This window comes from Novipirellula methanifontis, from assembly GCF_052161655.1.
GTDB lineage: Bacteria > Planctomycetota > Planctomycetia > Pirellulales > Pirellulaceae > Novipirellula.
In genome coordinates this window covers 5,885,298-5,909,801 of sequence record NZ_CP197418.1, presented here as the reverse complement: position 1 = coordinate 5,909,801, position 24,504 = coordinate 5,885,298, and the positions used below count along the sequence as shown (strand labels likewise).

Annotated in this window: 12 protein-coding genes; 10 read left to right on the top strand and 2 right to left on the bottom strand. The window is 56.9% G+C overall.

Translation table 11 applies throughout. From position 1 onward, the window contains the following. The first annotated feature begins 573 nt into the window (after positions 1-573). The 10 genes from SH528x_RS21345 (at position 574) to SH528x_RS21300 (ending at position 19,876) form a co-directional block, all read left to right on the top strand. Positions 574-819 carry a hypothetical protein gene (locus SH528x_RS21345; protein WP_442505479.1) on the top strand — a complete coding sequence of 82 codons (246 nt, stop codon included), beginning with the start codon at positions 574-576 and terminating at the stop codon, positions 817-819. Positions 820-1,116: 297 nt separating this feature from the next. Then, on the top strand, positions 1,117-2,316 hold the full coding sequence (locus SH528x_RS21340) for a hypothetical protein (RefSeq protein WP_442505478.1): 1,200 nt from the start codon (positions 1,117-1,119) through the stop codon (positions 2,314-2,316). 3 nt (positions 2,317-2,319) lie between these two features. Next, the gene (locus tag SH528x_RS21335; protein WP_442505477.1) at positions 2,320-2,829 is read left to right on the top strand and encodes a hypothetical protein; all 510 of its coding nucleotides are present in this window, start codon (positions 2,320-2,322) and stop codon (positions 2,827-2,829) included. A 1,060-nt stretch (positions 2,830-3,889) separates the two neighbouring features. Next, positions 3,890-7,573, top strand: coding sequence for a DUF1553 domain-containing protein (locus SH528x_RS21330; protein ID WP_442505476.1), 3,684 nt, complete (start codon positions 3,890-3,892; stop codon positions 7,571-7,573). Positions 7,574-7,786: 213 nt separating this feature from the next. Next, positions 7,787-9,073 (top strand): DUF1501 domain-containing protein, encoded by a 1,287-nt coding sequence (locus tag SH528x_RS21325; RefSeq protein WP_442505475.1) that lies wholly within the window; start codon positions 7,787-7,789, stop codon positions 9,071-9,073. Between the two features lie 276 nt (positions 9,074-9,349). Then, positions 9,350-12,634, top strand: coding sequence for a PVC-type heme-binding CxxCH protein (locus tag SH528x_RS21320; RefSeq protein ID WP_442505474.1), 3,285 nt, complete (start codon positions 9,350-9,352; stop codon positions 12,632-12,634). Positions 12,635-12,714: 80 nt separating this feature from the next. Continuing rightward, complete coding sequence (locus SH528x_RS21315) at positions 12,715-13,779, top strand: hypothetical protein (RefSeq protein WP_442505473.1); 1,065 nt, start codon at positions 12,715-12,717, stop codon at positions 13,777-13,779. 120 nt (positions 13,780-13,899) lie between these two features. Next, positions 13,900-15,432: a N,N-dimethylformamidase beta subunit family domain-containing protein gene (locus SH528x_RS21310; protein ID WP_442505472.1), complete on the top strand. Its 1,533-nt coding sequence runs from the start codon at positions 13,900-13,902 to the stop codon at positions 15,430-15,432. Between the two features lie 114 nt (positions 15,433-15,546). Next, positions 15,547-18,423, top strand: a complete 2,877-nt coding sequence (locus SH528x_RS21305; protein ID WP_442505471.1) for a PSD1 and planctomycete cytochrome C domain-containing protein — start codon at positions 15,547-15,549, stop codon at positions 18,421-18,423. A gap of 61 nt (positions 18,424-18,484) precedes the next feature. Continuing rightward, positions 18,485-19,876, top strand: a complete 1,392-nt coding sequence (locus tag SH528x_RS21300) for a DUF1501 domain-containing protein (protein WP_442505470.1) — start codon at positions 18,485-18,487, stop codon at positions 19,874-19,876. Between the two features lie 374 nt (positions 19,877-20,250). On the opposite strand, the gene SH528x_RS21295 is transcribed toward SH528x_RS21300, so the two are convergent. Further along, positions 20,251-21,822 (bottom strand): serine hydrolase, encoded by a 1,572-nt coding sequence (locus tag SH528x_RS21295; protein WP_442505469.1) that lies wholly within the window; start codon positions 21,820-21,822, stop codon positions 20,251-20,253. A gap of 21 nt (positions 21,823-21,843) precedes the next feature. Further along, positions 21,844-24,378 carry a CehA/McbA family metallohydrolase gene (locus SH528x_RS21290; protein WP_442505468.1) on the bottom strand — a complete coding sequence of 845 codons (2,535 nt, stop codon included), beginning with the start codon at positions 24,376-24,378 and terminating at the stop codon, positions 21,844-21,846. Positions 24,379-24,504 lie beyond the last annotated feature (126 nt).

The window sequence follows — 24,504 nt, the reverse complement described above, 5'->3', positions numbered from 1 at the left end:
ATGGCTGTTTGAATCGCCTTGAGATAGCTCATGTTAGGCCAGCGAGGGGTGAATTGTCATCGTAGCCGCGTTTTGTCAGAACGCGGAATACTGTGACAGTCCGCGTGCTGGCAAAACACGGCTACGTGAATCAAGGTACGCTTTCATCTTCCGATCGCCTTACTGGTGAGCGAACGTCACCGTGAATTTGTCGTCCGGTTGCCTGTCAAGGTCAACCAATCGCAAAAGGGGGTATAACCGAGCGATCAAGTCGTTAATCGGGCCCATTCCATCAGATAAGTTCACGGGAAAGCAAACCTTCCGACTTATCCTATTGCACTTCATCGTGCGAGATCGTCCACACCTTGGCGCTGCCATCGGTTTGCTGGACGCAAAAGCCGAAAATTGGGGGAGACCTTTAAGGGGAACCGATTTTCTGCTTGCCGTCGGGCACCGGACTTGTGGCAGCCTGTAAATCGTTCAATCAGGCAATAGGAGAATGGATCAAAACGCGACTACATTTTCCGTTGACCGAACAACACATGCTCTGGCATTGTCCGTTGCATAGACCCAACAGAATCACTCAACGCAATAATGGATGACTTCGCACTCGGCATGGTCGATGATGCTACCGAGCACGCAAACAATCTTGCGGAATGGTTTAACAAGGGCGGCTTACCTCCGGTGCTACGAATTTCGATCGATGGCGTGAAGGTGTTCACGGTTAGTGATCAACTCGCCCGCGAAGTGTGCCGTGTCGCCTCGTCCTTGATTTGCCGAAAGCTGGTTGCAATCCCCAGCCATGAGGAGACGCCAGCTATCGCCAACAGGAATCTCTAGCCCGGGCCGCCCAAACCAAAGCCCGCCGCGCTCGCAGAAGAAAACAAAAAAACCGCTTGTCCTCCCGGACGCTAACATATGCTACACTTAGAACCGGTCTGGTTTGTGTACATTCAAGAAGGTGCAACAGTGAGTCATCGCAACGCAATTTCGTTCGCCTTTTTGTGCTTATTCGCTTGCAAACTTGTCGCGAGCGATTCAGACACCCCGCATCAAGCGTTTGTTTACTCTCGCAATGGCGGTGACGTAACTTTCTTTGTTGGGCCGGGTGACGTAATCGGGTATGGGCAGAGCAAAGTGTCCGGACTCAATTACGTGCTTGAGGAGTGGGGCGAGATCACGGTCGAAGATCACCATTTTCGACCTGCAAGGGATGTTGCTTGCTGGATGTTCAAGGCACGCGATACAAGTGCTGGCAACACAAAATGGTTTTGCTTTGGAAAATCGCCCTTGCCGGACGGCACGTTTGGCATGTACCACGCTCTTACAAATCCAGAGTCGACATCAGTGTTTCGGGACGTCTATCAAAGGCGTACCGCGACGCGAGTTGAACGGATTTCGTCCGTGGTTAGAGCAAGGGACTTTGATCCGAACCTTTTTTCTAGGCGGTATAGCTTCGGCGCAATGAATGAGATGATGCTTGAGTCAGAGTGGTCGAAAGTCGATGGCGATTTGGAAAAGCTCGCAAACTTCTACGCCCCCAGGGGAGAATCCCTCCCGCCCTGGGACGAGAGTCAACAGGTGAACTTCAATGTTTTCGCTGAGCAGATGACGGACGAAAATGACATTCGACTTGTTTTTCACTCAATGGCTGACAAAGAAACCACGACGGCGGTGATCTCTTCGTTGCATATTCCCATCGAACAGATTATTGAGAAACATGGAGTTTGGCATGAGCAAAAAACGAAAACGATCACAGTCGCAGCCGTGCGACCCGACCTGAGAACCGGAGATGATCTGAACCTTCGTCGCATTGAAGAGGAACTTAGTTCCGTTTTTACTCCGACGACCCCACCTTCGATTAAGCATAACTTGAAAGTGATTGGCCAAGCGACATCGACAGATCCTGAATTCCTCCCACAAACAGATGCGACGAAAAAGCGTCTAGATTTAGTTTCAAAATGGCAATTGATTGGGCGATGGCCATCTGACCACAAAGTTAAGTGGTGGCGAGGACGGATACGAGTCCGCGAGACCGGAGGACGTTGGAAATACGCTGCGAGCATCGAAATTGGCCATCAAGGAAGGTACCAGACAATGAAAAACATGCGGGTTTCGGAATACCTAGGATACGACGAGAGGCCAATCAATCTTAATGTGGAACGAAATGAAAAATTGATAACTCAAACGTATCTTAATGTAGTGCCCAAGGCTCAAATCGACGATGACCTGTCGCGAAACATACTGCATTCAACAACAGATCTGCGAAACGCGTTTAGCGATCTACGACGGGAGCTTGCAATAACCATTGACAACTTACTTTTTGTGGTGCACTGAGCAATGAATAAAATCGGGAATAGCTGGCCAAGAAAGCAGGTCCGTGTCTACTTGTTTGCAACTTGGCTTTTGATCGCATTGGCTTATGTGTTCTTTTTCTTAATACTCGGGGCGTTCCAAGAATACAGCGACGTAAAGGTTGACGCACGAAATTCGGCTTGGTCAACGATATACATTAACCTACCGGTGCTAACGGCATTTGCCAGTTTCTGGTTCCTGCCGCAGCAGGGTCAAGGTAACCAGGATGATGAATCAATGATTGACACGCACGCTGCATTTGCTGCGTTCGCGGTGACGGGGTTTGTCCACCTAATCGTTGGTGGATACTTTTTTCTCTGCCTAGTGATAGATCCTCCCTCTGCACTACCAGCCGCGAATGAGGAGGGTTTCGCCGAGGTCGCCAAATCCGGACTCGATATGATGGTGTTTCTTTTGTCGTTGGCCGTGCTGCCAGTAACGTATATCACCAACCAGAAGGTCCAGTCTCCTTCAACAGAAATCACTGATTCATGAGTCCGTGGCGCTTTCCTATTTGGTTCATCCTTTGTTTCCTCCCAAGGTTGAACGCACGCCAATTATGCAATCCGTTGATTGGAGTTCATATTGTTATGTTGTGCAGGAGGATCAAAGGTGTCAGGGGAGGGTCAAAAGTGTCAGGACTCTTTTCCGGCCCAATCGCCACGGATCGAACTCATATGTAACACGAATGAGACAAAAGCGGGGAACGGTCCCGCATTTCGACGGTAGCCATTAGGTCATCGATCGGAAAACCAGCTTGGGCGAAGAAAAAGCACGCGGACTCCTTCTTGCCTGTTCTTGATGTCAAAACTTGCCTTGCACCGGTGGCCGACGCCGGAGCGAGTTCAGACGAGCGGTCTGCAAAGGCAAGGTCGATGAAGGCAATTCCAATATATTGGCGTCGTGACCGAAAGTTTTATCGACCGAAGCAAGTGCGTTCAGTTCACCGGTCACCTCCACCTCCGATTAATGCATTTGTGGTACATCGACCACACGTTTGATTGGTCTTCTTGGAACGGATGTTTCCGAACACGCATGCCGCTGGCAAGAAAGACTTCGCCGAGAGTCAGAAAATCGAATGCGGATCGATGAATTGGCTGTTGATTTCTTGACAAAATGCAGTTCCTGCGGTGCTCGCTACTCGCCGGTGTGACCGCTGCCCGGCTGCTCCACCACTTGCGACTAGCGACGCACTGTTGAGGCAATGCTTCCACGATCAGTAGGAACTAACAGGGCAAAACCAAGCGTCCACTTGCCTCGCCGCCCTTTTTTAGACTTGGACATCGTTCCCGCCGCCGGTGTCTTCGTGACCCCCGTAGTCTGGAATCGGCCCATTGGTGCGACATAATGGGTGAAAGTGCGGCTTCGATCGTGTAGAATCAGATGCTCACCTCCAAGCACTCCCCTGACGCCCCACCTCGCAAGCCTGATTGCCCCCCCTCCGCCTTGGGATTCGCGACGAGTCGAGACCGGTTCGAATGATTCGTCACGCACTGGTCTCACCCCCAACTCCCCCACCATCCCACCCGCCCGCTGTACGACGTCGAGTTTTGAAATGCGTCCCACTTGCCTCGCCCTATTGGGTCTACTTGTTTCGTTCACGTCCACGGCTGCAGCCGAATCGGCCGTTCTCTGGGACTTCAGCAGCGAGGAAACCATGCCTTTAACGGTGCATGGCAACGTGGCACGCGATCAAGCCGGTCCGCGGCCGCCTGAGTTTCCCGAAATGTCTTCCGACAACACAGCAGTGCGCGTGGATGCCGGCGACTACTTGTCGATTCCTGATTCCGGGGCGGACAGCGAATTTGATTTTAAGAACGGCGATCCCATTACCCTCGAAGCCTGGGTGAGTCCGACGGATATCCGCGACGGCGAGCCGCGGTACATCATCGGCAAGGGACGCACCAATGCGCCTGGGTTTGCACGCGACAATCAGAACTGGGCCTTGCGAATCGTGGGCGGCCAGGGCGAAGCTAAGGTGAACTTTCTATTCGCGACCAAGCCTTCCACTGGCGACAAGCACTGGCACCGCTGGACCTCCAAGCTGGGCTTTCCAGTGAACACGGGTTGGCATCATGTGGCGATCACGTACCGCTTTGGCGAACCGAAATCGATCCGCGGTTGGGTCAATGGTAAACCGACCGATGGCCGCTGGGACATGGGCGGCCCGACCGTCGAGACGCCAGTGGTCGACGACGATGAAGTCCGTATCGGCGAAAGGTTTGCCGGCATGTTGGATGCCGTTGCCATCCACCGCACGGTGCTCAGCGATGAAACCCTGGCCGCTCGATTCAATCGCGTCGGCGATGAGCGTGTCGTCCGCATGGCACCGGAGGTCATGCCCGACCTAGGTCAGATCCCCGCTGGTCGTGTGCTGTTTCAGCTGTCCGAAAACATGCCCGCCGCCAACCGCTGGTTGTTCGAGAGCGAGTCATGGCCAGCCGAATCGACTCGCTGGCTGGGCGACGCGTTCCTGCTGTCGCGAATCCCGGTGCGTTACGACGACTGGGGCATCCGTTCTAGCTGGAAGGCCCCGTTGCTGTTGCGGATCGCTGGCGATATTGAACTGCCCGCGGGCGACCATCGCTTCCTCGTCCGCGTCCGCTCGCTCAGCCGATTGTGGGTCGACGGCGAATTGGTAGCTGACACCAAAACGGTGCGCAGCCGCGGCGGCAATCTCGAACCCGTGGTGCCGATTCCCGATCCGTTGGTGCCCGGCGCCCGATTGCTGCCGTTCCCGCAACAGGAAGCATTCACGTCGTTTGAAATCCCAACGCCCGAAAAAGACGTAGCACCCGAACAAGACGGGCCGCGAACAGTACGCGTGGTCTTGGAAGTCATGGTGGGCGGCAATGGCGACCGGACGGAATCCGGCGAAGTCTGTGTGGCGATCCAGCCCAATAGCGAAGGGTCGCTGTTTGTGCTGCAGCCCGACGCGTCGAGTCCGTTGATGCTGTCCGACGCGTCGGTCGAACCGGTGCTACGAAAATTTGAATCCGATTTGGTGGCATTCGAAGACGAGACACGTCGCACGGCCGCCGCATCGCAAGACGCCTTCTGGCAGCAACGACACGAACTGGCCAGAAAAACCGTTACGCCTGAGGAAACAGCCGGCATCGATTCCGGTTCGCATCCCATCGATCGCTTTGTGGCCGCCAAGATTTCGCAGGCGATCAGCCAAGCGGCCAACACCGACGAGGCGACCGCCGCACACTTCAACGAGAACGTTTTGCCGATCCTGCGCGATCAGTGTTTCCGCTGCCATGGTGAAAAGGAACAGGGTGGCCTGCGGCTGAATTCCCGCGAGCACGCACTGGCGATGGGCGAGTCGGAAATGCCGGCCGTTGTGCCGGGGGATCCCGACGCCAGCGAAATGATCGTTCGGATTCGCGATCATGACATGCCGCCCACCGACGAAGGTCTGAGCGATCAGCAGATCGCTACGCTAGAGCAGTGGGTCGCCGACGGCGCCGTGTGGCCCAATCCGCCAATCAATCCGGCCGCCGTAGCTCAATCGCCGTTGGTAAACGATGCCGCGTTCCTCCGCCGAGCTTACTTGGACACCGTGGGCGTCGGTCCAAGTGCCGATGAAGCACGCGAATTCTTGGCCAGCAAAGATCTGGACAAACGCAGCAAATTGGTTGAGCGTTTGTTGCAGGACCAGCGGTATGCGGACCACTGGGTCAGTTTCTGGATGGACTTGTTGGCCGAAAACCCTACTCTCCTAAATCAATCGCTCAACTCGACCGGGCCCTTTCGATGGTTCTTGTACGAATCGCTGCGGGACGGCAAACCGCTGGACCGCATGGTGACGGAATTGTTGCTGATGCGTGGCAGCCCTCACGAAGGCGGTAGTGCCGGTTTTGCGATGGCTGGCGAGAACGATTCGCCGATGGCGGCCAAGGGACACATCGTCGCTTCGGCCTTCCTAGGCATCGAATTGCAATGTGCCCGTTGTCACGATTCGCCCTATCACAGCACGACGCAGGAAGACCTGTATTCGCTGGCAGCGATGTTGAACCGCAAATCGCTGGCGCCGCCCAAGACCAGTCGCGTGCCGGATGCATTCTTTGAAGGCATCGGACGCGAGTCATTGATCCGGGTGACGCTAAAACCGGACGTGCAGGTCCAGCCCAAGTGGCCGTTCGCATCGTTCACGGGCGTCGAGGATGGGAAAAATATCGACGCTCTGATGCGCGACCCCAAGGATTCACGCGAACGTTTAGCGGCATTGGTCACCTCGCCCGAAAACGATCGCTTCGCCCAGGTGGTCGTCAATCATTTGTGGAACCGTTTGCTGGGCGCTGGTTTGGTTCAACCGGTGAACGATTGGGAGGGCAAGTCGCCCAGCCATCCGGAACTGCTGCAATGGTTGGCCGACCAATTGATTTCGCACGATTACGACCTGCGGCATGTGCTGCATCAGATCATGATTTCGCAAACCTACCAACGCCAAGCGATCGGACGCAATCAACAGGCTGCCGCCGAGCAACGTTTCTTCAACGCACCGGATCCGCGGCGTCTAGCGGGCGAACAAATCGTGGATTCGCTGTTCGCTGCATCAGGTCGCCGCATGGATACGGGCGAGTTGACGTTCGTGCACGACGGGGCCGAACCGATTACCACGCGGCAGTCTTTGGGCGACCCGCGGCGAGCCTGGATGTTTGCTGGGCTCAACAACGAACGGGACCGTCCCAGTTTGTCGTTGCCGCGAGCTCAACCGATCGCCGACGTGTTGGAAGCGTTTGGTTGGACCGGCACCCGACAGCAACCGATCGCGGAGCGTGAAACCGATCCCAATCTGTTGCAGCCGGGGATCCTGGCCAACGGTACGCTGTCGATGTCGCTAACTCGCGCGGCTGACCAGAGCCCTTTGGCGGAATTGGCTCTGAAGGCCCCATCGCCCGAGGCGTTGTTAGATACGCTGTTCCTGCGTTTCTTGGCGCGTTACCCCAGCGAACAGGAACGCGCGGACCTGCTGCCAGCTTTAGTCGGTGGCTTTGGTTCTCGTACGGTCCCTGCAGATCGCGTGCAACGGCCACCCGTCCTTCCCCCGCTGCCGCAATCGACTTGGTCTAACCATTTGGTCCCCGAAGCCAATGAGATTCAGGAAGAATGGCAGCGCCGGGTGCAGCTTGGCCCTGCTGTCGATCCACGACTGCAGCCCGAGTGGCGTGAAGTCTACGAAGATGTCGTTTGGAGCCTAGTGAACCATCGCGAGTTTGCTTGGGTTCCTTGATCCAATCCCTGAAATCCAATCCGTAATCCTGTAGCGCAATTCGTCAACGGTTTGTTGATTTAGTGAGCCGAGTCGCGTGAGCGGCCGGGTCCGACGCATTACCCGGGGCCTCACGGCCCTCGGCTCACGAGTGCAATTCGAATTTCGATAAAATCGACAAACCTTGACAAATCCCGCTACGTCACGTGTTATCCCACGAATTTGAGACGAGTTATGCAAGATCCTACCCGACGACAGTTTTTGGCTAGCAGTATGGCGGCCGCCGGCGCGTTGAGTGTCGCGCCGATCGCTCGAGGCAGCACGCCGCAAACGCTGCTGCAAGGCAAAGCCGAACATGTGATCTCAATCTGGCTCGGCGGCGGGATGGGACAGATCGATACGTTTGATCCCAAAGTCAAAGGCGACCCCAAATCCAAAAAAGCGGGTTCGTATTACGATTCCATCGACACCGCCGTGGACGGAGTGCAGGTTTGTCAGCATCTGTCGTCGATGGCCAAAGTAATGGACCGCGTGACCGCCGTGCGGACGGTGAATCACGGCGTGATCGACGAGCATGCGGCGGCCACCAATCGCATGCATACTGGCCGCGCGATCAGCGGTACGGTGACGTATCCTTCGCTCGGATCGTTGATCGCGCACGAACGCGGAGCGGCCAGCGACGACGCGCCGCCGTACGTGCTGATCGGTTATCCGAATGTAACGCGCGGCCCGGGATTTCTGGGATCTAAATACGGATACCTGTACCTGACTGAAACCGGTCGCGGCCCCGCCGGGTTGTCTCGCCCCGACATCATTACGCCGCAGCGTCAGAGCCGACGCGAACAATTCCTCGCGGACTTACGCAAAAACGCCGGCTCCACTGCGGTGACCGAATTGATTGACTACGAAGCCGCGATTGAGCAGAGCATGAAGCTGAGCGGTCCCGAGTTCAGTAGCGTCTTCAACCTCGACGGCGAGCCGGACGATCTACGCAATCGCTACGGTGGAGAGTTTGGACAACGCTGCCTGCTCAGTCGACGTCTGATCCAGCGCGGCGTGCGATTTATCGAAGTCAGCCACAACCTGAATTTCTTAAACGGCTCGGGTTGGGACGTCCACAACAGCGGCATCGTCAACCAACACAAGTTGATCGAAGAATTGGACACCGCCGTTGCGACCCTGATCGCGGACCTCCAGGACAAGAAATTGTTGGACAAAACCTTGATCGTGATCACTAGCGAATTCGGCCGTCCGCCAGAATTCGACAGCGGTGGTGGACGCGGCCATCAGGGTTCGGCGTTCTGCTGTGTGCTGGCCGGCGGTGGCTTGGCCCACTGCGGGGCGTTTGGCGAAACCGACGAATTGTCCAAGAAGATCGTCGCCGATCCGGTCAGTGTGCCCGACTTCTTTGCCACTATCTGCGGTTGCGTCGGCGTCGACTACAGCAAGTACCTGTACGCGGGCGACCGCCCAGTTCCCGTGACCGACCAGGGAACCCCGATCGCGAAATTGTTTGCGTAGGGCTTCGTCTAGTATGAAACTCGGGGGTTCTAATGTAGTGGAGCTTGCTAAAGCTCCTTGTTCGACTGTCCCATTTTGTGAGCCGAACGCGCTAGCGTCGGGCTGACGCTCGGTAAAACGTTAGCAAAAGCAGGCCCGCGGCTAGCGCCGTCGGCTCACAAATGCAGGGAAAACGTAAAAATGGGACAGTCGAACTTGTTGCCTGGGTGTGGAAGGATCTTTAGTAAGATCCACTACCCAACAATCACAATTGACAAAGCACTAAGGCGACCTGAATTGATAAACCGACTTGTAACTATTCCTGCTCACGCCGATCGGCTTTCGGCCGGTTGTGTTTACTTGGCGATCGCGTTTGCCGTGGTGCTACCGGGCCAGTCATCGCACGCCCAACAGTCGCCGGGCGACTCCCTGAAATCTTTGCAACCCGCCGCTGGGCTGGAGGTGTCGTTGTGGGCCAGCGAACCGTTGGTCAACAATCCCACCTCGATGGATATCGATTCGCGTGGACGGGTGTGGGTTTCGGAAGGTTTGAATTATCGCATGCAGCAGCGGGAATTCGATCAGCTTAAACGCGTTGACGGTGCCGACCGCATAAAAATCCTCAGTGATACCAACGGTGATGGCCGAGCTGATTCGGTGACCGTTTTCGCCGACGATCTGTTTCCGGTCCCACTGGGCCTAGCCGTGGAGGAAATCTGGGCCGATGGCCGACAAACCGGCACACGCGTGTACATCGGCCACTCGCCCGATCTGCTGGTATTGGAAGATACCGATGGCGACGACCGGGCCGATCGGCGTTACGCATTGCTGAGCGGTTTTCGCGGCGTCGACAGCGACCATGGTTTGCACGGCATGACCTTTGGCCCCGATGGCAAGCTGTACTTTACCGTCGGTGACGCCCGTTACGGAGCCGATCGCGTGCAGGCTCGCGAGCCAACGTTTGACGTGACGGATCGTTCCGGCCGGCGATTGTCCAGCAACAATTTCGGCACCACGCTGCGTGTCAATCGCGACGGCACCCAGCTAGAAGTGTTGACTTCAGGACATCGCAATAATTACGAAGCGGCCGTCGACTCGTTCGGAAACGTATTTGGATCCGACAATGACGACGACGGTAATCGTGGCTCGCGAATGTACTGGGTGATTGATGGCGGAAACTACGGTTACCAACATCCCAAATCGAATCGGCACTGGGCCGAAGAATTACCTGGCATCATTCCGAAATTGGTCGGGACCGGCAACGGTGCACCGGGCGGATTGACTGTCTACGAAGGACAACATTTACCCGAACGCTATTTCGGCGCCGTGCTGCAGATCGATTCGGGAACCCGGCAGGTGAACGCTCACCCGCTGCATCGCCACGGGGCTGGCTTCCGAACCGATTACGAAGTTGTGCTGAAGGGCGAAGACGACTGGTTCCGTCCGGTCGACGTGGCCGTGGCACCGGACGGCTCGGTGTTTGTTTGCGACTGGTACGACGCCGGCGTGGGCGGCAATCGTTTTTCCGATCAAACCACAGGCCGCATCTACCGGCTGAGCGCACAGCCGACTGAGTCAACCAGCAAGCGTCCCGCGCTGGGCGATACCGCCGATTCCGTGGCGGGGCTGCTGGCCGATCTGCAGTCGCCCAACACAGTCACCCGGCTGGCAGCTCGCGATCGTTTGGTGACTGAAGGCGCGACCGTGCGGCCGCAGTTGCTGACGTTGTTTCGTCAGGCCCCAGCGCACGTCCGTGCCCGAGTGCTGCATGTACTGGACGCCCTGCCCGGCACCGAGCGCGAAGACGTGCTGGCCGCGTTGAGCGATCCGGATCCGCGAATCCGCGAGACGGCTGTGCAACTGCTGGCCCGCGATACACAGCGTGAATGGTTGGTGGCCTCGCCCGAGGGAACGGATCTGGTGTCACCGGCCATGACTTACCTGGATCAACTGTTGCCATTGACGAACGATCCTGATGCCGGGGTGCGTCGAGCGTTACTAATGGCGCTGCGCAATGTCCCTAGCGAAGAGCTGGGCGATGCGTTGCTAGAACTAGCCGACCGTTGGGATGGCCGCGACCGGTATTATCTGGAAGCCGTGCGAGCCGCGTTGGTCGACCGCTCCACAGCTGACCTGAACGAGTTGTTCGACCGCTTGGCCGAACGAGCGATCGATGCTGGTTGGGACAACCACCCGATCGCCGTGCCGCCGTACTATCCGATCGGCACCAACGACGCTTTCCTACGTCCGGACGACACGCTGCCGCCATCGAATTCCGCCGGCCAGGTGATCGGGTTGGCGTGGGCCCTGCAGCGTCACGAGTCGCTGCCCGCGATGACGAAGATTTTGGCAGCCAACGATTCACCGTCGGTCGAACAAGCCGCCACGATCGCGTTATCTGAATTGGACGACAGTCGTGCCGGACAACTGCTGATCGAGCGTTACTCGGCTGGCGCTGTTGACGTATCCGGCCGGCGTGAAATCTTGAAACGATTAGGCCGCCGGTTGGATGGTCCCTGGCAGGAATTGGCCGACACCGCTTCGCTAAAAGATTTGTTCGCCGCGGCTTTGCAAGATCCCGCGTTGCAGCAGGACGCAATAACCGCGATCGCTCGCGGCGGACTGACCAAGTTCGGTCCGTCACTGTTGAAGTTGGCTCACGCCGACACGGTCGACGTTCCCGTGCGTGCCGCTGCGGTGGCCGCGTTGGGCGACTTACAGCACCAGCCCGCTCAAGCAGCCATCAGACAGTGGATCGACGTGGCTCGGAATCAGTCCAGCGGCGGACCGATCGCATTGGCCGCCCTGGACGCGAACACTCAGTTGGGCGGCGCGGCCGCCGATGACTTGCTGGTGGACGTCCTCACCAGCAACGACATGCCGCTGGATGTGCGACGCCGTGCACTGCAGTTGTTAACCGCATCGATCAAGGGTGTCCAGCGGATCTTGCCAGTCTATCGCGAGGGATCTTTTCCTAGAGATCTGAACGGTGAACTTTCTTTCCTGTTGCACAACCATGCCGATCGCCGGATCCGGCAACTGGCTGAAGAGGCGTTACCGCACAAAGTGTTGGAGGGCGGCAAGAAAATCCACGATGTCCAAACGGTGCTGGCCCTGCAAGGCGATCCTGATCGCGGACGGCAATGGTTCGCCACCCACCAAGTCGCCGCCTGTGCCCGTTGCCATCACGTGGACGGCTCAGGAACGCTGGTGGGCCCCGACTTATCGTCGATCGGCATGAAGTATGGGCCGACGGAAATTCTGTATCACATCCAGTATCCCAGCGGTGCGATCAACTACAACTTCGTCGCCCACACCTTCCTGTTGGAAGATGGTCGCGTACTGAGCGGTCTCGTGATCGATCGACAAGATGGCCAGATCACGATGGGCATCGCCACCGGTCAACATGTGACCTTTGCCGCCGACGAAGTGGAATCCGAGCGTGCTCAAAATGTTTCTCTGATGCCAGAGGGACTGGTGGCAGATTTCAGCTCGCAACAATTAGCCGATCTGGTGGAGTACCTGCTGACGCTACGGCACGGTGATGCCGTCAGCAGCACCCCGCCGGCCCAACAACCGTAGCGACATTTGAAAACATCGTTTCACACTCCCGTGCTAAACGGCGGAATGCCGGTCACACCAGCTTGAAAGATTTACACCCGATGTACCATTCTCTGATTAATTCTGTTGCGTGGCGATTGTCACCGTTAGCCGCGGTTCTCCTCACAGCGGTCTTCCTTCCGGCTTCGCTGGTTCGAGCCGAGCAGGTGACCGTATTGATCGGTGCCCCCACGCCGGCACCGCAATCGCTGACGACCGACAAACTGAACATCCCCTTCGGCGTCGAATTTGATCCGCAGGGAAAGATGGTGATCGCCGAGTACATCGGCGGCCGCGTGTTTCGCGTTGATGATCAGGGCCAACTGGAACGGATCGCTGGAACGGGAAAGAAAGGCTACGAGGGCGACGGCGGCCCGGCCACGGACGCCACGTTTGACGCCATTCATAACTTGGCGATTCTGCCCAGCGGCGACATTCTGTTGTCCGACCACCTCAATCACGTGGTGCGGCAGATCGATGCGGCCAGTGGAAAAATTTCGACCTTCGCCGGCACCGGTCAGCGGGGATTTTCTGGGGACGGTGGCCCAGCAGCCGAGGCCCAGATGAATGTGGTGATGGCCGTCACCCTGACGCCCGATAAATCGCGTCTCGTGGTGGCCGATCTGGGCAATCACCGCATCCGTGCCATCGATATGAAATCAGGCAAGATCACGACCTTGGCTGGTAATGGTCAACGCGGCATCCCCAAAGATGGCCAGCAAGCCACTGCGGCTCCCCTGGTCGATCCTCGTGCGGCGGCGATGGATGATGCCGGCAACCTGTACATCGTGGAACGCAACGGAAATGCCCTGCGAGTCGTTCGTCCTTCGGGCGTGATTGAAACGGTCGCCGGCACGGGGAAGCCGGGCGATGCCGACGGGCCGGCGCTGGAAGCTCAATTCAAGGAACCCAAGTATCTCGCGATTGCCCCCGATGGCAATGTGTTTATCGCCGACGATATGAATCACACGATTCGTAAATACGATCCCGTTGCCAAGACACTGACCACCGTGCTGGGCAAAGGCGAGTTCAAACTCCAGCGGCCGCACGGCGTGACCGTTCGCGGTGATTGGTTATACGTTGTCGACAGCTACCACCATCGCGTGCTGCGGATGCCGTTGCCGTAAGGCAATCGTAACTACGCTCGCCAGAGCGTGGTTGGTACTTGTCCACCTTCTGGCGAAGGTAGCGACGAAAAGCCTATGCGCGTTCCCATCATTTCCAACGTTTCTCTCGTAAGACCCAACATGAAATCACATCCATTGTTTCGGGGCGTGCTGACCACCGTATTCGTCTTGTCTGGCGTGGCAAACTCGACTCGCTTGGCTGCTCAAACACCGGCACCAGAGCCAAATCGGATCCAACAAGAAAACGCAAAACTGGGTTCCACCGACTGGCAATTGACCCGCGTCCGAATGGATCGCAGCGATGGCTGTCGTTCGCCGGCGATCGAAGGTTATTGTTCTAAACAGAGCGTCGCGGGCGGCGATACGATCGAGTTCATGGTATCGACGGAGCCCGCCGAAAAGTTCCAGATCGAGATCTTCCGCACGGGTTATTACGATGGCCGCGGTGCGAGATTGATGACGACGCTGGGACCGTTTCAGGGTAGCCCCCAACCGGTCCCGACCCCTAACGAGCGAACGCTGCACGAATGCCGCTGGCAGCCTTCGGTCGAGCTGACGATTCCCGTAGACTGGCTCAGTGGTGTGTACCTTGGCCGTTTGACCACGCTGGTGCCCGAGGACGACCGAGCTTACTGGCAAAGTTATGTGGTCTTCATTGTGCGCGACGATCGGCCCGCCGACATCCTGTTTCAATGCAGCGATAATACTTGGCAGGCCTACAACGGCTGGCCTTACAAGTCGTCGCTTTATACGCATCCTAAAGGCGTACAAGGCCCCTGGGCGGACGTCAGTTTCGATCGTCCCTATGGTCGCGAAGCCCAGTACACGAGCGTCGTGAACGATCCCTTGTCGGTGGGCAGCGGCGGTTATCTGACGTATGAGTTCCCGTTGGCGTACTGGCTGGAAAAGCAGGGCTACGACGTCAGCTACTGCTCCAACAGCGACATGCTGACGCCTGATCGCGGGCTGGAGTGCAGGGCCTTTCTGAGTGTCGGCCATGACGAATACTGGGACATTCGCCAATATGAAAGCGTGGTTGCGATGCGCGATGCGGGCGTAAACCTGCTGTTCCTATCAGGCAATTCGGTGTGCTGGGTGACTCCGCTGCAACCAAACAGCGGTGGAAAACCGAACCGCATCATGTTCCGCGGAGGACCCTACGGCGGCGATTACCAATGGGCTGCTCTACGCGAAAAAACGAACGGTCCCTTCCCCCATCGCGGACCCGACGAAGGGTACCTGATGGGCGCTCGCAATCTGCGTCCGGTCAACGGCGGCGGTGACTGGATCTGCAGCAAACCCGATCACTGGGTGTTTGCCGGCACCGGAATGAAACAGGGCGACCGCGTGCCCGGTTTGATCGGCTGGGAATTCCATGGCGATCCGCCCACGGACCTGCCGGGATTGGAGGTCCTTGCCCAAGGCACCGCTTGGCAGGGCGGCACCAATCCGGCTCCTTGGACCGCCACCATCTATCCCGGCCCCAAGGGCAATTATGTATTCAACGCCGCCACGATTTTTTGGTCGCAGGGCTTGAGCATGCCTCCGGGGCATACGCTACCGTGGTCTCATGGCAGTCGCCCTCACGGCCCGGACGAACGGGTCCAGCAAATCACCCGCAACCTTTTGGAGCGAGCGATCAGCCAGCCGTAGGATGACAGCCTAGGAGCCTATTGAACCCAGGCTGGAAGCCTAGGCTACGGTTAAATCACCGAAAAAAAATTGCAAACACAACGTTTATCGCATTGGAAGAAGATGAGGCAATCGATGACAACTTGCCGAGTTCCTATCAGCCACACGGCGATCCGGGGTGCGATTCCGCTGTGCTTGGCGGCCGCCTTCTACGGATTGCAGGCCACGGCGAAGGAGATCAGTTTCAGCGGCGACGTGCGACCGATCTTGGCGGAGTACTGTGTGCAGTGCCACGGCCCAGACGAACAACATCGCGAAGCCGATTTGCGGCTGGACATCGCCGACGATAGTACGGCGGCCGCGATCGTGCCGGGCGATCCCGATGCCAGCGAGATGATTCTGCGGTTGACGACCGAGGATCCGGACATGCGGATGCCGCCCCCGGAAATGCAAAAGCGGCCCACGTCAAAGGAGATCGATATCCTGCGTCGCTGGATCGACGAAGGCGCGAAGTTCGAGGGGCATTGGTCCTATCAACCGATTCGCAGTCCCGATGTCCCCACGCCAATCGGCGCTGCGTCCACCGATATCGATCGCTTCGTGGTCGCAGCGTTGGAGAAGAACGGACTGACGCTTGCCCCGCGACTCGATCGCCGGCGGCTGATTCGGCGAGCAAGTTTCGACTTGATCGGGCTGCCTCCTTCGCCCGCCGAGGTCGAAGCGTTCGTCAACGACGCGGCCCCCGACAATGATGCCTTCGCCAAAGTGATCGATCGACTACTCGACTCGCCTCGTTATGGCGAACGCTGGGGCCGTCACTGGTTGGATATCGCTCGCTATGCCGACACCCATGGCGGCTCGGCCATCGGTTTTACGCGGTTTCCGTTTTCGTACACCTATCGTGACTATGTGATCGGCGCTCTGAACGAAGACCTGCCCTACGACGAATTTGTCCTGCAACAACTGGCCGCCGACCAACTCGACCTGCCTGCTAACGATCCGGCCCTGGCGGCGCTGGGCTTCCTAACGGTCGGCATGCAGTTTCGCAGCGTGCATGATTTGATCGACGACCAAATCGACGTGGTCACGCGTGGTCTGATGGGAATGACGGTCGCTTGCGCCCGTTGTCACGATCACAAATTCGACGAGATTCCCACCACTGATTACTACGCCTTGTACGCGACGCTGGCCAGCAGTGATTCGCCCGACGATTTGCCGGTGCTGGGCGACCCATCGCCGACCGCCCCACTGCGTGACTACCAACGTCAACTGGAAAAACGACAAACCATCTATCGCGATATGGCTCGCGATCAGATGGAAGTGATGCGAAACCGGTTGCGTAGCCAAGTCGGTTTGTACTTAACCGATTTGGCCAAGGGCGTGCCCGAACAGGACCTTTCGGCAGCGTTTTTGTCGTACCGCACCGACGACGTGCGTCCGGTGGTCCTGCATCGTTGGCGTCTCTATTTGAGTTCGCTCAGCGAACAGGATCCGGTGTTCTTTGCTTGGGTCCGTCTGCAGGATACCCCTGCGGAACAATTCCAAGCCGCGTGCGAACAATTGGTACAGACGTTGAAAGCGGAGAACGGCGATCCGGCGAAGTTGAAAGATGTGCACAACATGAGCGTGGAGGCGCCAAAATGGAATCCGCGAGTCCTCAGTACGCTGGAGGAAGCCAAGCCGGCATCGCTGATCGAATTGTCCGAAGCCTACGGCAAACTTTTTTCCGACGTGCACCTCGGCTGGTTGACGGCTTTGCATGAAGCGTCATTGGAAGCGACGCCGGCCGTGGACATCATCACGGACGAAGATCCACGACACACCGAAATTAATAGCGCGATCAATCAACAGCTGCGGCGGCACCTATACGAAACCGGCACCCCGACCGATGTGCCGGACGAAGTCGCCGCCAAACTGCTCAACCGCACGGTGTCGGATAAACTGTCGGGCAAGCGTGGCACAATTCATGACTTGCACCTGAACTCGCCCGGTTCGCCGCCGCGCGGTATGGTGCTGGCCGAATCCGAGACGCCGCCCGAAACCCGCGTGTTCCTTCGCGGCAATCCGCTCAGCCGTGGCGAGCCGGTCGCCGCGAGGTTCCTGACGGCTGTGGCTCCGTACAGCACGACGCCCTTTGCCGATGGACAGCGCCGCCGCGGTCTGGCCGAAGCGATCATCGATCCACAAAACCCGCTGACTCGGCGTGTGATCGTGAACTGGATTTGGCGGCACCATTTCGGTTTGGGGCTGGTCCGTACGCCCGATGATCTGGGGACCCGCGGCACGCCGCCTACACATCCGCAGTTGTTGGATCACTTGGCCACGGTGTTTGCCGAAGACGGTTGGTCGATCAAAAAGATGCACCGCCGGATCATGCTGTCCGGCGTCTACCAGCAGGCGTCCGTCGAGGATCCCGAAGCTCGCCGCCGCGATCCTGAGAACCGTTTGTTGTGGCGGATGCCGAGGAAACGTTTGGAAATGGAATCGATGCGGGATGCGTTGTTGGCCGTATCGGGCGAACTGGACACGACGACTATTGGGGGGCGACCGTTCGATCTGGAAACCGATCCGGTGGTGCCTCGCCGCAGCGTGTATGCGTTCATCAATCGCGACATCATTTCCAGTTTGTCCAGCACGTTTGATGGCGCGGACCCGACGTCGTGCACGGTCAAACGCCCTGATACCACGGTGCCCCAGCAAACGCTGTACGCTCTGAATTCCGCCTTCATTCAGGACCGGGCTGCTGCGGTGGCCAAGCTGGCCGTCGACGCAGCCGCAACGGATAGTGACCGAGTCGATTGGTTGTACCAGCGGATTTATTTGCGTCAGCCCGACAACGCAGAACGCGATTTAGCGATCGCCTTTGTCACGCGTCCCCTAGCCGTTGACGACGCGGCCGATGACGACACGACTGAAACGCCAGCCGAACCTGCCACATCAGTGACCACCGACCGATGGGCGCAACTGGCACATGCCATGCTGGCGTCCAACGAGTTTATTTTCTTGGACTGACCGGTCTGCCGATGCAATGACTTATCCGTCACGCAAGGATCCTTCAACGAGCAAAATCATTATGGATACTTCCTTCACCTCCCCTCGCCGCCAGTTTCTTAAACGTTGCGGCCTAGGGGTCGGATCACTGGCGCTCTCCGATATGTTGGCTGGTCAGTCGGCAACCGCCGGTCCCACAACCCACTTCCCGGCTCGTGCCGAGCATGTGATCCACGTCTTTCTCAATGGCGGGATGTCGCAGGTGGATACCTTCGACCCCAAGCCCGAACTGACTCGTCGAGCGGGTCAGATGTTGCCGTTTGATAACCTGCAAACCGAACGCAAAACGGGGGTGGCCCTTCCGTCGCCGTTTCAGTTCAAACAGCACGGTGAATGCGGGATGCCGATCAGCGACTTGTTTCCACGTGTGGCCGAGTGCGCTGACGAATTGGCGGTGATTCGTTCGATGTACGCGGAATTGCCCAGCCACGAAATGATGCTGATGTTGATGAACACCGGCCATTCCCGATTGGTGCGTCCCAGTTTCGGATCGTGGTTAACTTGGGGTATGGGGAGCGAAAATCAGAATCTACCCGGATTCGTCGCGCTATGTCCGGGCGGCCTGCCGGTCGGTGGTGCGGGTAACTGGCGTTCCGCGTTCCTGCCTGGTAGTTATCAGGGCACGTTGGTGGACACCGCCCATTCCGATCCGACCAAGCTGATTCGTCATATTCGCAACGAGCGTTTATCGAAATCGGATCAACGGGCTCAGCTGGAGGTTCTGCAGGCACTCAACGCCAAGCACTTGTCCCAGCGTGCGGACGAAGCCGCACTGGAAGCGCGGATCCAGTCATTTGACTTGGCGTACCGAATGCAAATGGAAGCCACCGATGCATTCGATACCAGCCAGGAGACGGAATCGATTTTAAAACTGTATGGAGAAGGGACTCAGAATCGTCAACTGCTGCTGGCTCGGCGTTTGGTCGAACGCGGCGTGCGGTACGTGCAAGTCTGGCACGGTGCCGGCCAGCCATGGGATAGTCACGACAACATCAAAGCCGCCCACCGGAATGTCGCCAATCAATGTGATCAGGGTATCGCGGGGCTGATCAAAGATCTCAAGCAACGTGGCCTGCTTAGTAAGACATTGATCCTGTGTAGTGGCGAATTCGGACGCACGCCATCGGTGGAAATGGGGCAAAACGGATCGGGCGCTAGCCAGGGCCGCGATCATAACCACTGGGGATTCTCGCTGTGGATGGCGGGCGGAGGTGTGAAAGGCGGCACGATCTACGGCGCGACGGATGAGTTCGGATTCAAAGCCGTCGAGAATCCGGTTTCGGTGCATGACCTGCACGCCACGATGCTACATTTGTTGGGCTTCGACCACCAGCGTTTGACGTATCGCTACGCGGGCCGCGATTACCGCCTGACCGACCTGTCGGGACAAGTCGTTCACGACGTCATTGCGTGATACGATCCGAGTCCCCCCTTCGCCACGCAAGCCGACAGGGGCAACGCTGTGAAGCATTTCGTAGCGGAACTCGTCAAGAGTTTCGGGGGGCATACACCATGGAACGAAAGTCTTGACGACTTCCGCTACGCTAAATTAGCACAAACCCTATTAGGAAAAATACTTCACAGCGTTACGGCCGGGGGCAGATCAACGGGTGGTCTTTCCCGCATTAGCAGCGATAGCTGCGGCAGCATTTAGCTGCGGGTGTCTACCCGCAGATGGCTTTCGTCAATCCCTGTCGACTCCGACTGCTTTAAGTGGTTGCCCGAGTGCCCGAGCAATTGCGAAGTCCGTCAGCTTCCGCGACGTAAACCAGTCGTCTCGCACCAACGCTATTCAACCATTGTCTTTAAAACCTGCTCCGCCTCGGCTTTGACGGTGGTGAAACCTTCGTCGTCCGATCTCAGCTTTAACCCTTGTTCGGCAAACGCCAATGCTTTTTCTGGATGCCCATTGTTCAAGTGAGCCAGTGCCGTTTTTCGCAGTAGCCATACTTTTCCAGGGGACGTTTCGACATCGAATTCCATTAGCCGCATCCCGTCATCGACACGGCCGTCCTTGATCAATTGATTTGCCAGCTCCCAGTTGGCGCCTCCCCAACCGCTGTTCTTTCCTTTTGTCTTGAACCATTCGATCGCGGCTTCGACTCCTTCTGATTTCACGAGTTGGTACATCCGCTGAGCTTGCGTCAATCGGGCTTTGCCAGGCATTTTGTAGGGCTGGTCCGTTACCACATGGATTAACTGCGTGCTAAGTTCAACGACCGCATCCCAAACGTCCGTGGATCCAAAGGGATCACCTTGATTGCAGAGGACGATGATGAAGGCGTCGTCATCGACCAGCCGGTTTTCCATGGCTCTGAACCCGCTGATCGCCCCTCCATGATTGATCACTTTGGTTCGCCGCTGTGTAACCGGATGGCTGCGTGTGTAGATCTGCCAACCGTAACCGTAAATACTGTGAGGTCGCCCGCCTGCCGCTTTCACTTCTGGCACGTCCCGATTCGGTGTGAACATCATTCCACGGTGCTTTTCATCCAGCAGTTGATCGGAATACAGAGCACGATCCCAGAGGAACATGTCTTCCACGGTCGAGTACAACCCACCGGCAGGTCCGGGCGAAGAGTCCATCTCTACGAAGGCTGCGTTTTCAATATCAAACGGGCCGTAGATGTAACCGCTTGCTCGCTTTCTGATCAGGTAACGGTTTCGGTCATACCCGCTATCCTTCATTCCCACCGGACCAAAGATACGCTCTTGCAGATTTTGCTCAAATGTTTTCCGCGTTACCTTCTCGATGATCCTACCCAAGATGCAGTAACCGGCGTTGCAGTAACTGTAAATCGTACCCGGTTCATGTGTTAAATCGAAACTACAGTGCAGCTTGATGAATTCGTCTGCATCGAACGCCAAACGAGAGGTCGTTCCCCTGTAATCAAAGCCGGTCGTGAAATCCTTGATACCTGATTGATGAGACAGCAAGTGGTGCAGCGTGATTTTGTCGCCATTGTCTTTGCGATAGTACGTAAGGTGGTCTGTGATTTTGTCGTCCAGGTGGACTCTACCTTCCTGCACCAATTGCATCACGATCATGCTACAGAACTGCTTGCTTACCGATGCAAGTCGGAATTTGGTATCCGTCGTGTTGGGGACGTTCCATTCGCGGTTCGCCAAGCCGAAGCCATCCTTGTAGATCACTTTGCCCTTCTCAGCGACCAGAACGGCCCCGGTGAACAAACTCGTGTCGGCCGTGGCTTGGCACAATTTACGCAGCGCGGCTTCTTTATCCGAACCGACTTCCAAGTAGCCCTTGGGAAGAACTGATGTGATTTCCTGTGACCGAGCAGGTCCGCAGATTACCAGCAAGCTGAAAAGGACGACGTAAGCAACGAGTTTGTTTCTCATGGTCTCTTTGGGATTCATTCTCTATCGCGATTCATGGTTGGCGACCGGCAAGGGCAGACCGAGTTCGTCACCATTGGATTGAAAACCATTTTTGTCGACGTCGACAAAGATCGGGTTGCTTACTGCGATCGGAGGACGTTTGCCATAGCGTGGGCCCATCACCCTTTCCATGGTCATTCCTTCGCCGATCGTTGCCACGATAACATGTGCATCTTTCTGCAGCGTCAATTCGATTGATGAGTCAAACTTGCGGACCGATTCGACGTCACCGAACATCTTGGGCGAGTTCTTTCGCGTGTAATTGTGCTTTTCGCTCGGTCTCCCGTTGACGAACACCTGGACACGATTGACGTCCAGCCAATTTGGGCATTGCACTGTTACCTTAAGCGTCACTTTCCCATCCGCTGCAATCAGTTCATCACCGGGAAGGGCGACATCCGGATTTGATTTGGCATGTCCCGTCAGCGAAAGAAATGGCCCCGTCGACATTACGATGTGTCCGGCTTCGATTTCGCGAACCATCTCGTCTGTCGAGATATTCGCTGGGTCATCCGTGCTGCTGAAAAACCAGTTGCGTCGCCAACCACTGCCGTGGTGGTTGTAGTGTGCATCCGTGTTGATCACCCCCGGAATACGGTAGCCTTGGTTCAGCAATTGCATCCACTGGAAAAGGGGGATTCGCATTCGACGAACGCCAGGAGGGTTGTTGGCGATGTCTTGAAAAATGGTCTCCAGCGGATGAACCTCGACAACGTCTGCCCACTTCAGCATCCCGCGAAAACCTTTGTCAGGGACACCGTCGGTATCCAAGTCACCATAGATCTGATGCAAGTTCGGATGGTTCATTTGCACCACTTTTTGCGAAGCGTCGTCCCACATCGCTAACCGTTCAATTTGCACGACCGGGTTCGAAGACGTCCTTGGTCCCCCACCATCCTGCGTGTGTGGATGCTGATGTAGCGGGAACGCATTTTGGTGGTTGACGGGCAACAGTGACCCCGTCAACTCCATTCCGGTACAGGTCGCCATCAAGTGGCTGAGCTTCATCTGTTCCAAATGCGGCGTGTAACTGCTGATACGATTATGTTCAGTGCACGGGGCAAACTCGATGTGCTCGCATAACAGGTTTTCGACACGACCGTATTGGTCCGATGTGTTATCGCCCGATGGACTGCTGTGACTGTGCAAGTCGGCACTGATCCATCCGGTCGTATCGACGACACGATCGAGTTGCACCACCAATTTGGAGATCGTCGCTGGCGAAATCTCGACCTCTTTTCTTTCGCTGTTGTATTCTGGACCGCGACTGAAGAAGATCTCGTACTTCCCTGGATTAAGCGGGCAGCGCAGACGTCCATGCACCGAATAGGCAAGGTTTTCAACGAAGGTACGTGTGCTGCTCGGTCCAAAATCCGGCTGATCTCCATCGATGCAGTAGATCGTGGCTTTGAAGGGAATACGGTTGCCCTGCTCGTCGGTGACTTCGGCTTCAAAACCGCTGGCACTCGTTATTGGCAAGTCGACATCTGCTGGCTGTGCCGTCGACTGAAACGCAACCTCGGCGTCCTTGTATCCGATCGCGGAGGCGACTGCGACGTAATTTCCGGGCACCAACCTGGCGTGGGCAAAGCCCCGATCGTCCGTCTGCAAAGTGTAGAGTTCCTGCGTTTCTTTGCCTTCCGTGTCTGCTAACCGCAAGCTGACTTTGGCGCGATTGACCCAGTCAACATCTCCATCGGGCAGAGCTTCCGGGATGACTTTGAATGTAACCAAGGCCGAGGAAACATCCGCCGATCCGGCAGCGGAGATCAAGTCGATCGGGCTGGTCGCGGGATAGATGTGTACTGTCCAAGATAGCTTGCCATCGCTTCGTTGGAGATGCTCGCCAGCGTAGTGCAATTGATAGGGGCGTCCCTTCTTCCAGGTTGGCGGTTGTTGAGAGACTGGACTCTTGAATCCAATGGTCTGTCGAAAAAACGCATCTTCGCAGTAAGCGACATTGCCCGTGTTTTTAAACTCAAACCATCCGTCCGCTCGTACCCCGTCAAACGCTTGTACCTTTGCCGCCGCGTCACCTTCGATCGTAACCGTCGCTTCAACAAACGCGTCTCCATCCGCCAACCGGTATCGAACGGTTGTCGTGGTGCCATCGTTGGCGAGCGTCCTAGACGACCGGCATTGCCAGAAAACGGCGTCGCCATCGCGGCCGGTTTCCACTGTCGACGGATCATGAAATAGATATCGTCCTGCTGCAGGCGTGTAAGCGCTCAGCTGATCGTTTGATGGGTGGTTCAGCGTCAAATCCAGGATGGAGCCTCCGATGTTACGAATCGTCATGTTCGCGTCACGAGTCGCTATTGGTGCTGCGATCACGAACGAAATTTGAGCGTTCTCCATCAGATAGTCGCCGTAGATCCAATCGACCTCCTTGCCCGACATTGGCGGTTCCGTGCTCGCTTCGATAACCCGAATCTCTGCGGCAGATATCCTCGCTGTAGAGGGAGGGATCGCCAGGAATGCGGCAAGGAACAAGGAGAGCAAACACGACAATTTCATGGCGGCACACAGATTAGGATGAAAACGGACTGATCTAAGCATACCGGACCAAACATCGTCATGCAGAAAAGGTTTAGAGCGTCTGCCGTGATCGTGCTTGCTCGTCGATGGTCGTCACTGCGAATG

Bases quoted from the DNA above. Each gene is read 5' to 3' on its own strand.
- SH528x_RS21345 (WP_442505479.1), top strand. From the start codon at position 574: ATGGATGACTTCGCACTCGGCATGGTCGATGATGCTACCGAGCACGCA.
- SH528x_RS21335 (WP_442505477.1), top strand. From the start codon at position 2,320: ATGAATAAAATCGGGAATAGCTGGCCAAGAAAGCAGGTCCGTGTCTAC.
- SH528x_RS21330 (WP_442505476.1), top strand. From the start codon at position 3,890: ATGCGTCCCACTTGCCTCGCCCTATTGGGTCTACTTGTTTCGTTCACG.
- SH528x_RS21325 (WP_442505475.1), top strand. From the start codon at position 7,787: ATGCAAGATCCTACCCGACGACAGTTTTTGGCTAGCAGTATGGCGGCC.
- SH528x_RS21315 (WP_442505473.1), top strand. From the start codon at position 12,715: ATGTACCATTCTCTGATTAATTCTGTTGCGTGGCGATTGTCACCGTTA.
- SH528x_RS21310 (WP_442505472.1), top strand. From the start codon at position 13,900: ATGAAATCACATCCATTGTTTCGGGGCGTGCTGACCACCGTATTCGTC.
- SH528x_RS21305 (WP_442505471.1), top strand. From the start codon at position 15,547: ATGACAACTTGCCGAGTTCCTATCAGCCACACGGCGATCCGGGGTGCG.
- SH528x_RS21300 (WP_442505470.1), top strand. From the start codon at position 18,485: ATGGATACTTCCTTCACCTCCCCTCGCCGCCAGTTTCTTAAACGTTGC.
- SH528x_RS21295 (WP_442505469.1), bottom strand. From the start codon at position 21,822: ATGAGAAACAAACTCGTTGCTTACGTCGTCCTTTTCAGCTTGCTGGTA.
- SH528x_RS21290 (WP_442505468.1), bottom strand. From the start codon at position 24,378: ATGAAATTGTCGTGTTTGCTCTCCTTGTTCCTTGCCGCATTCCTGGCG.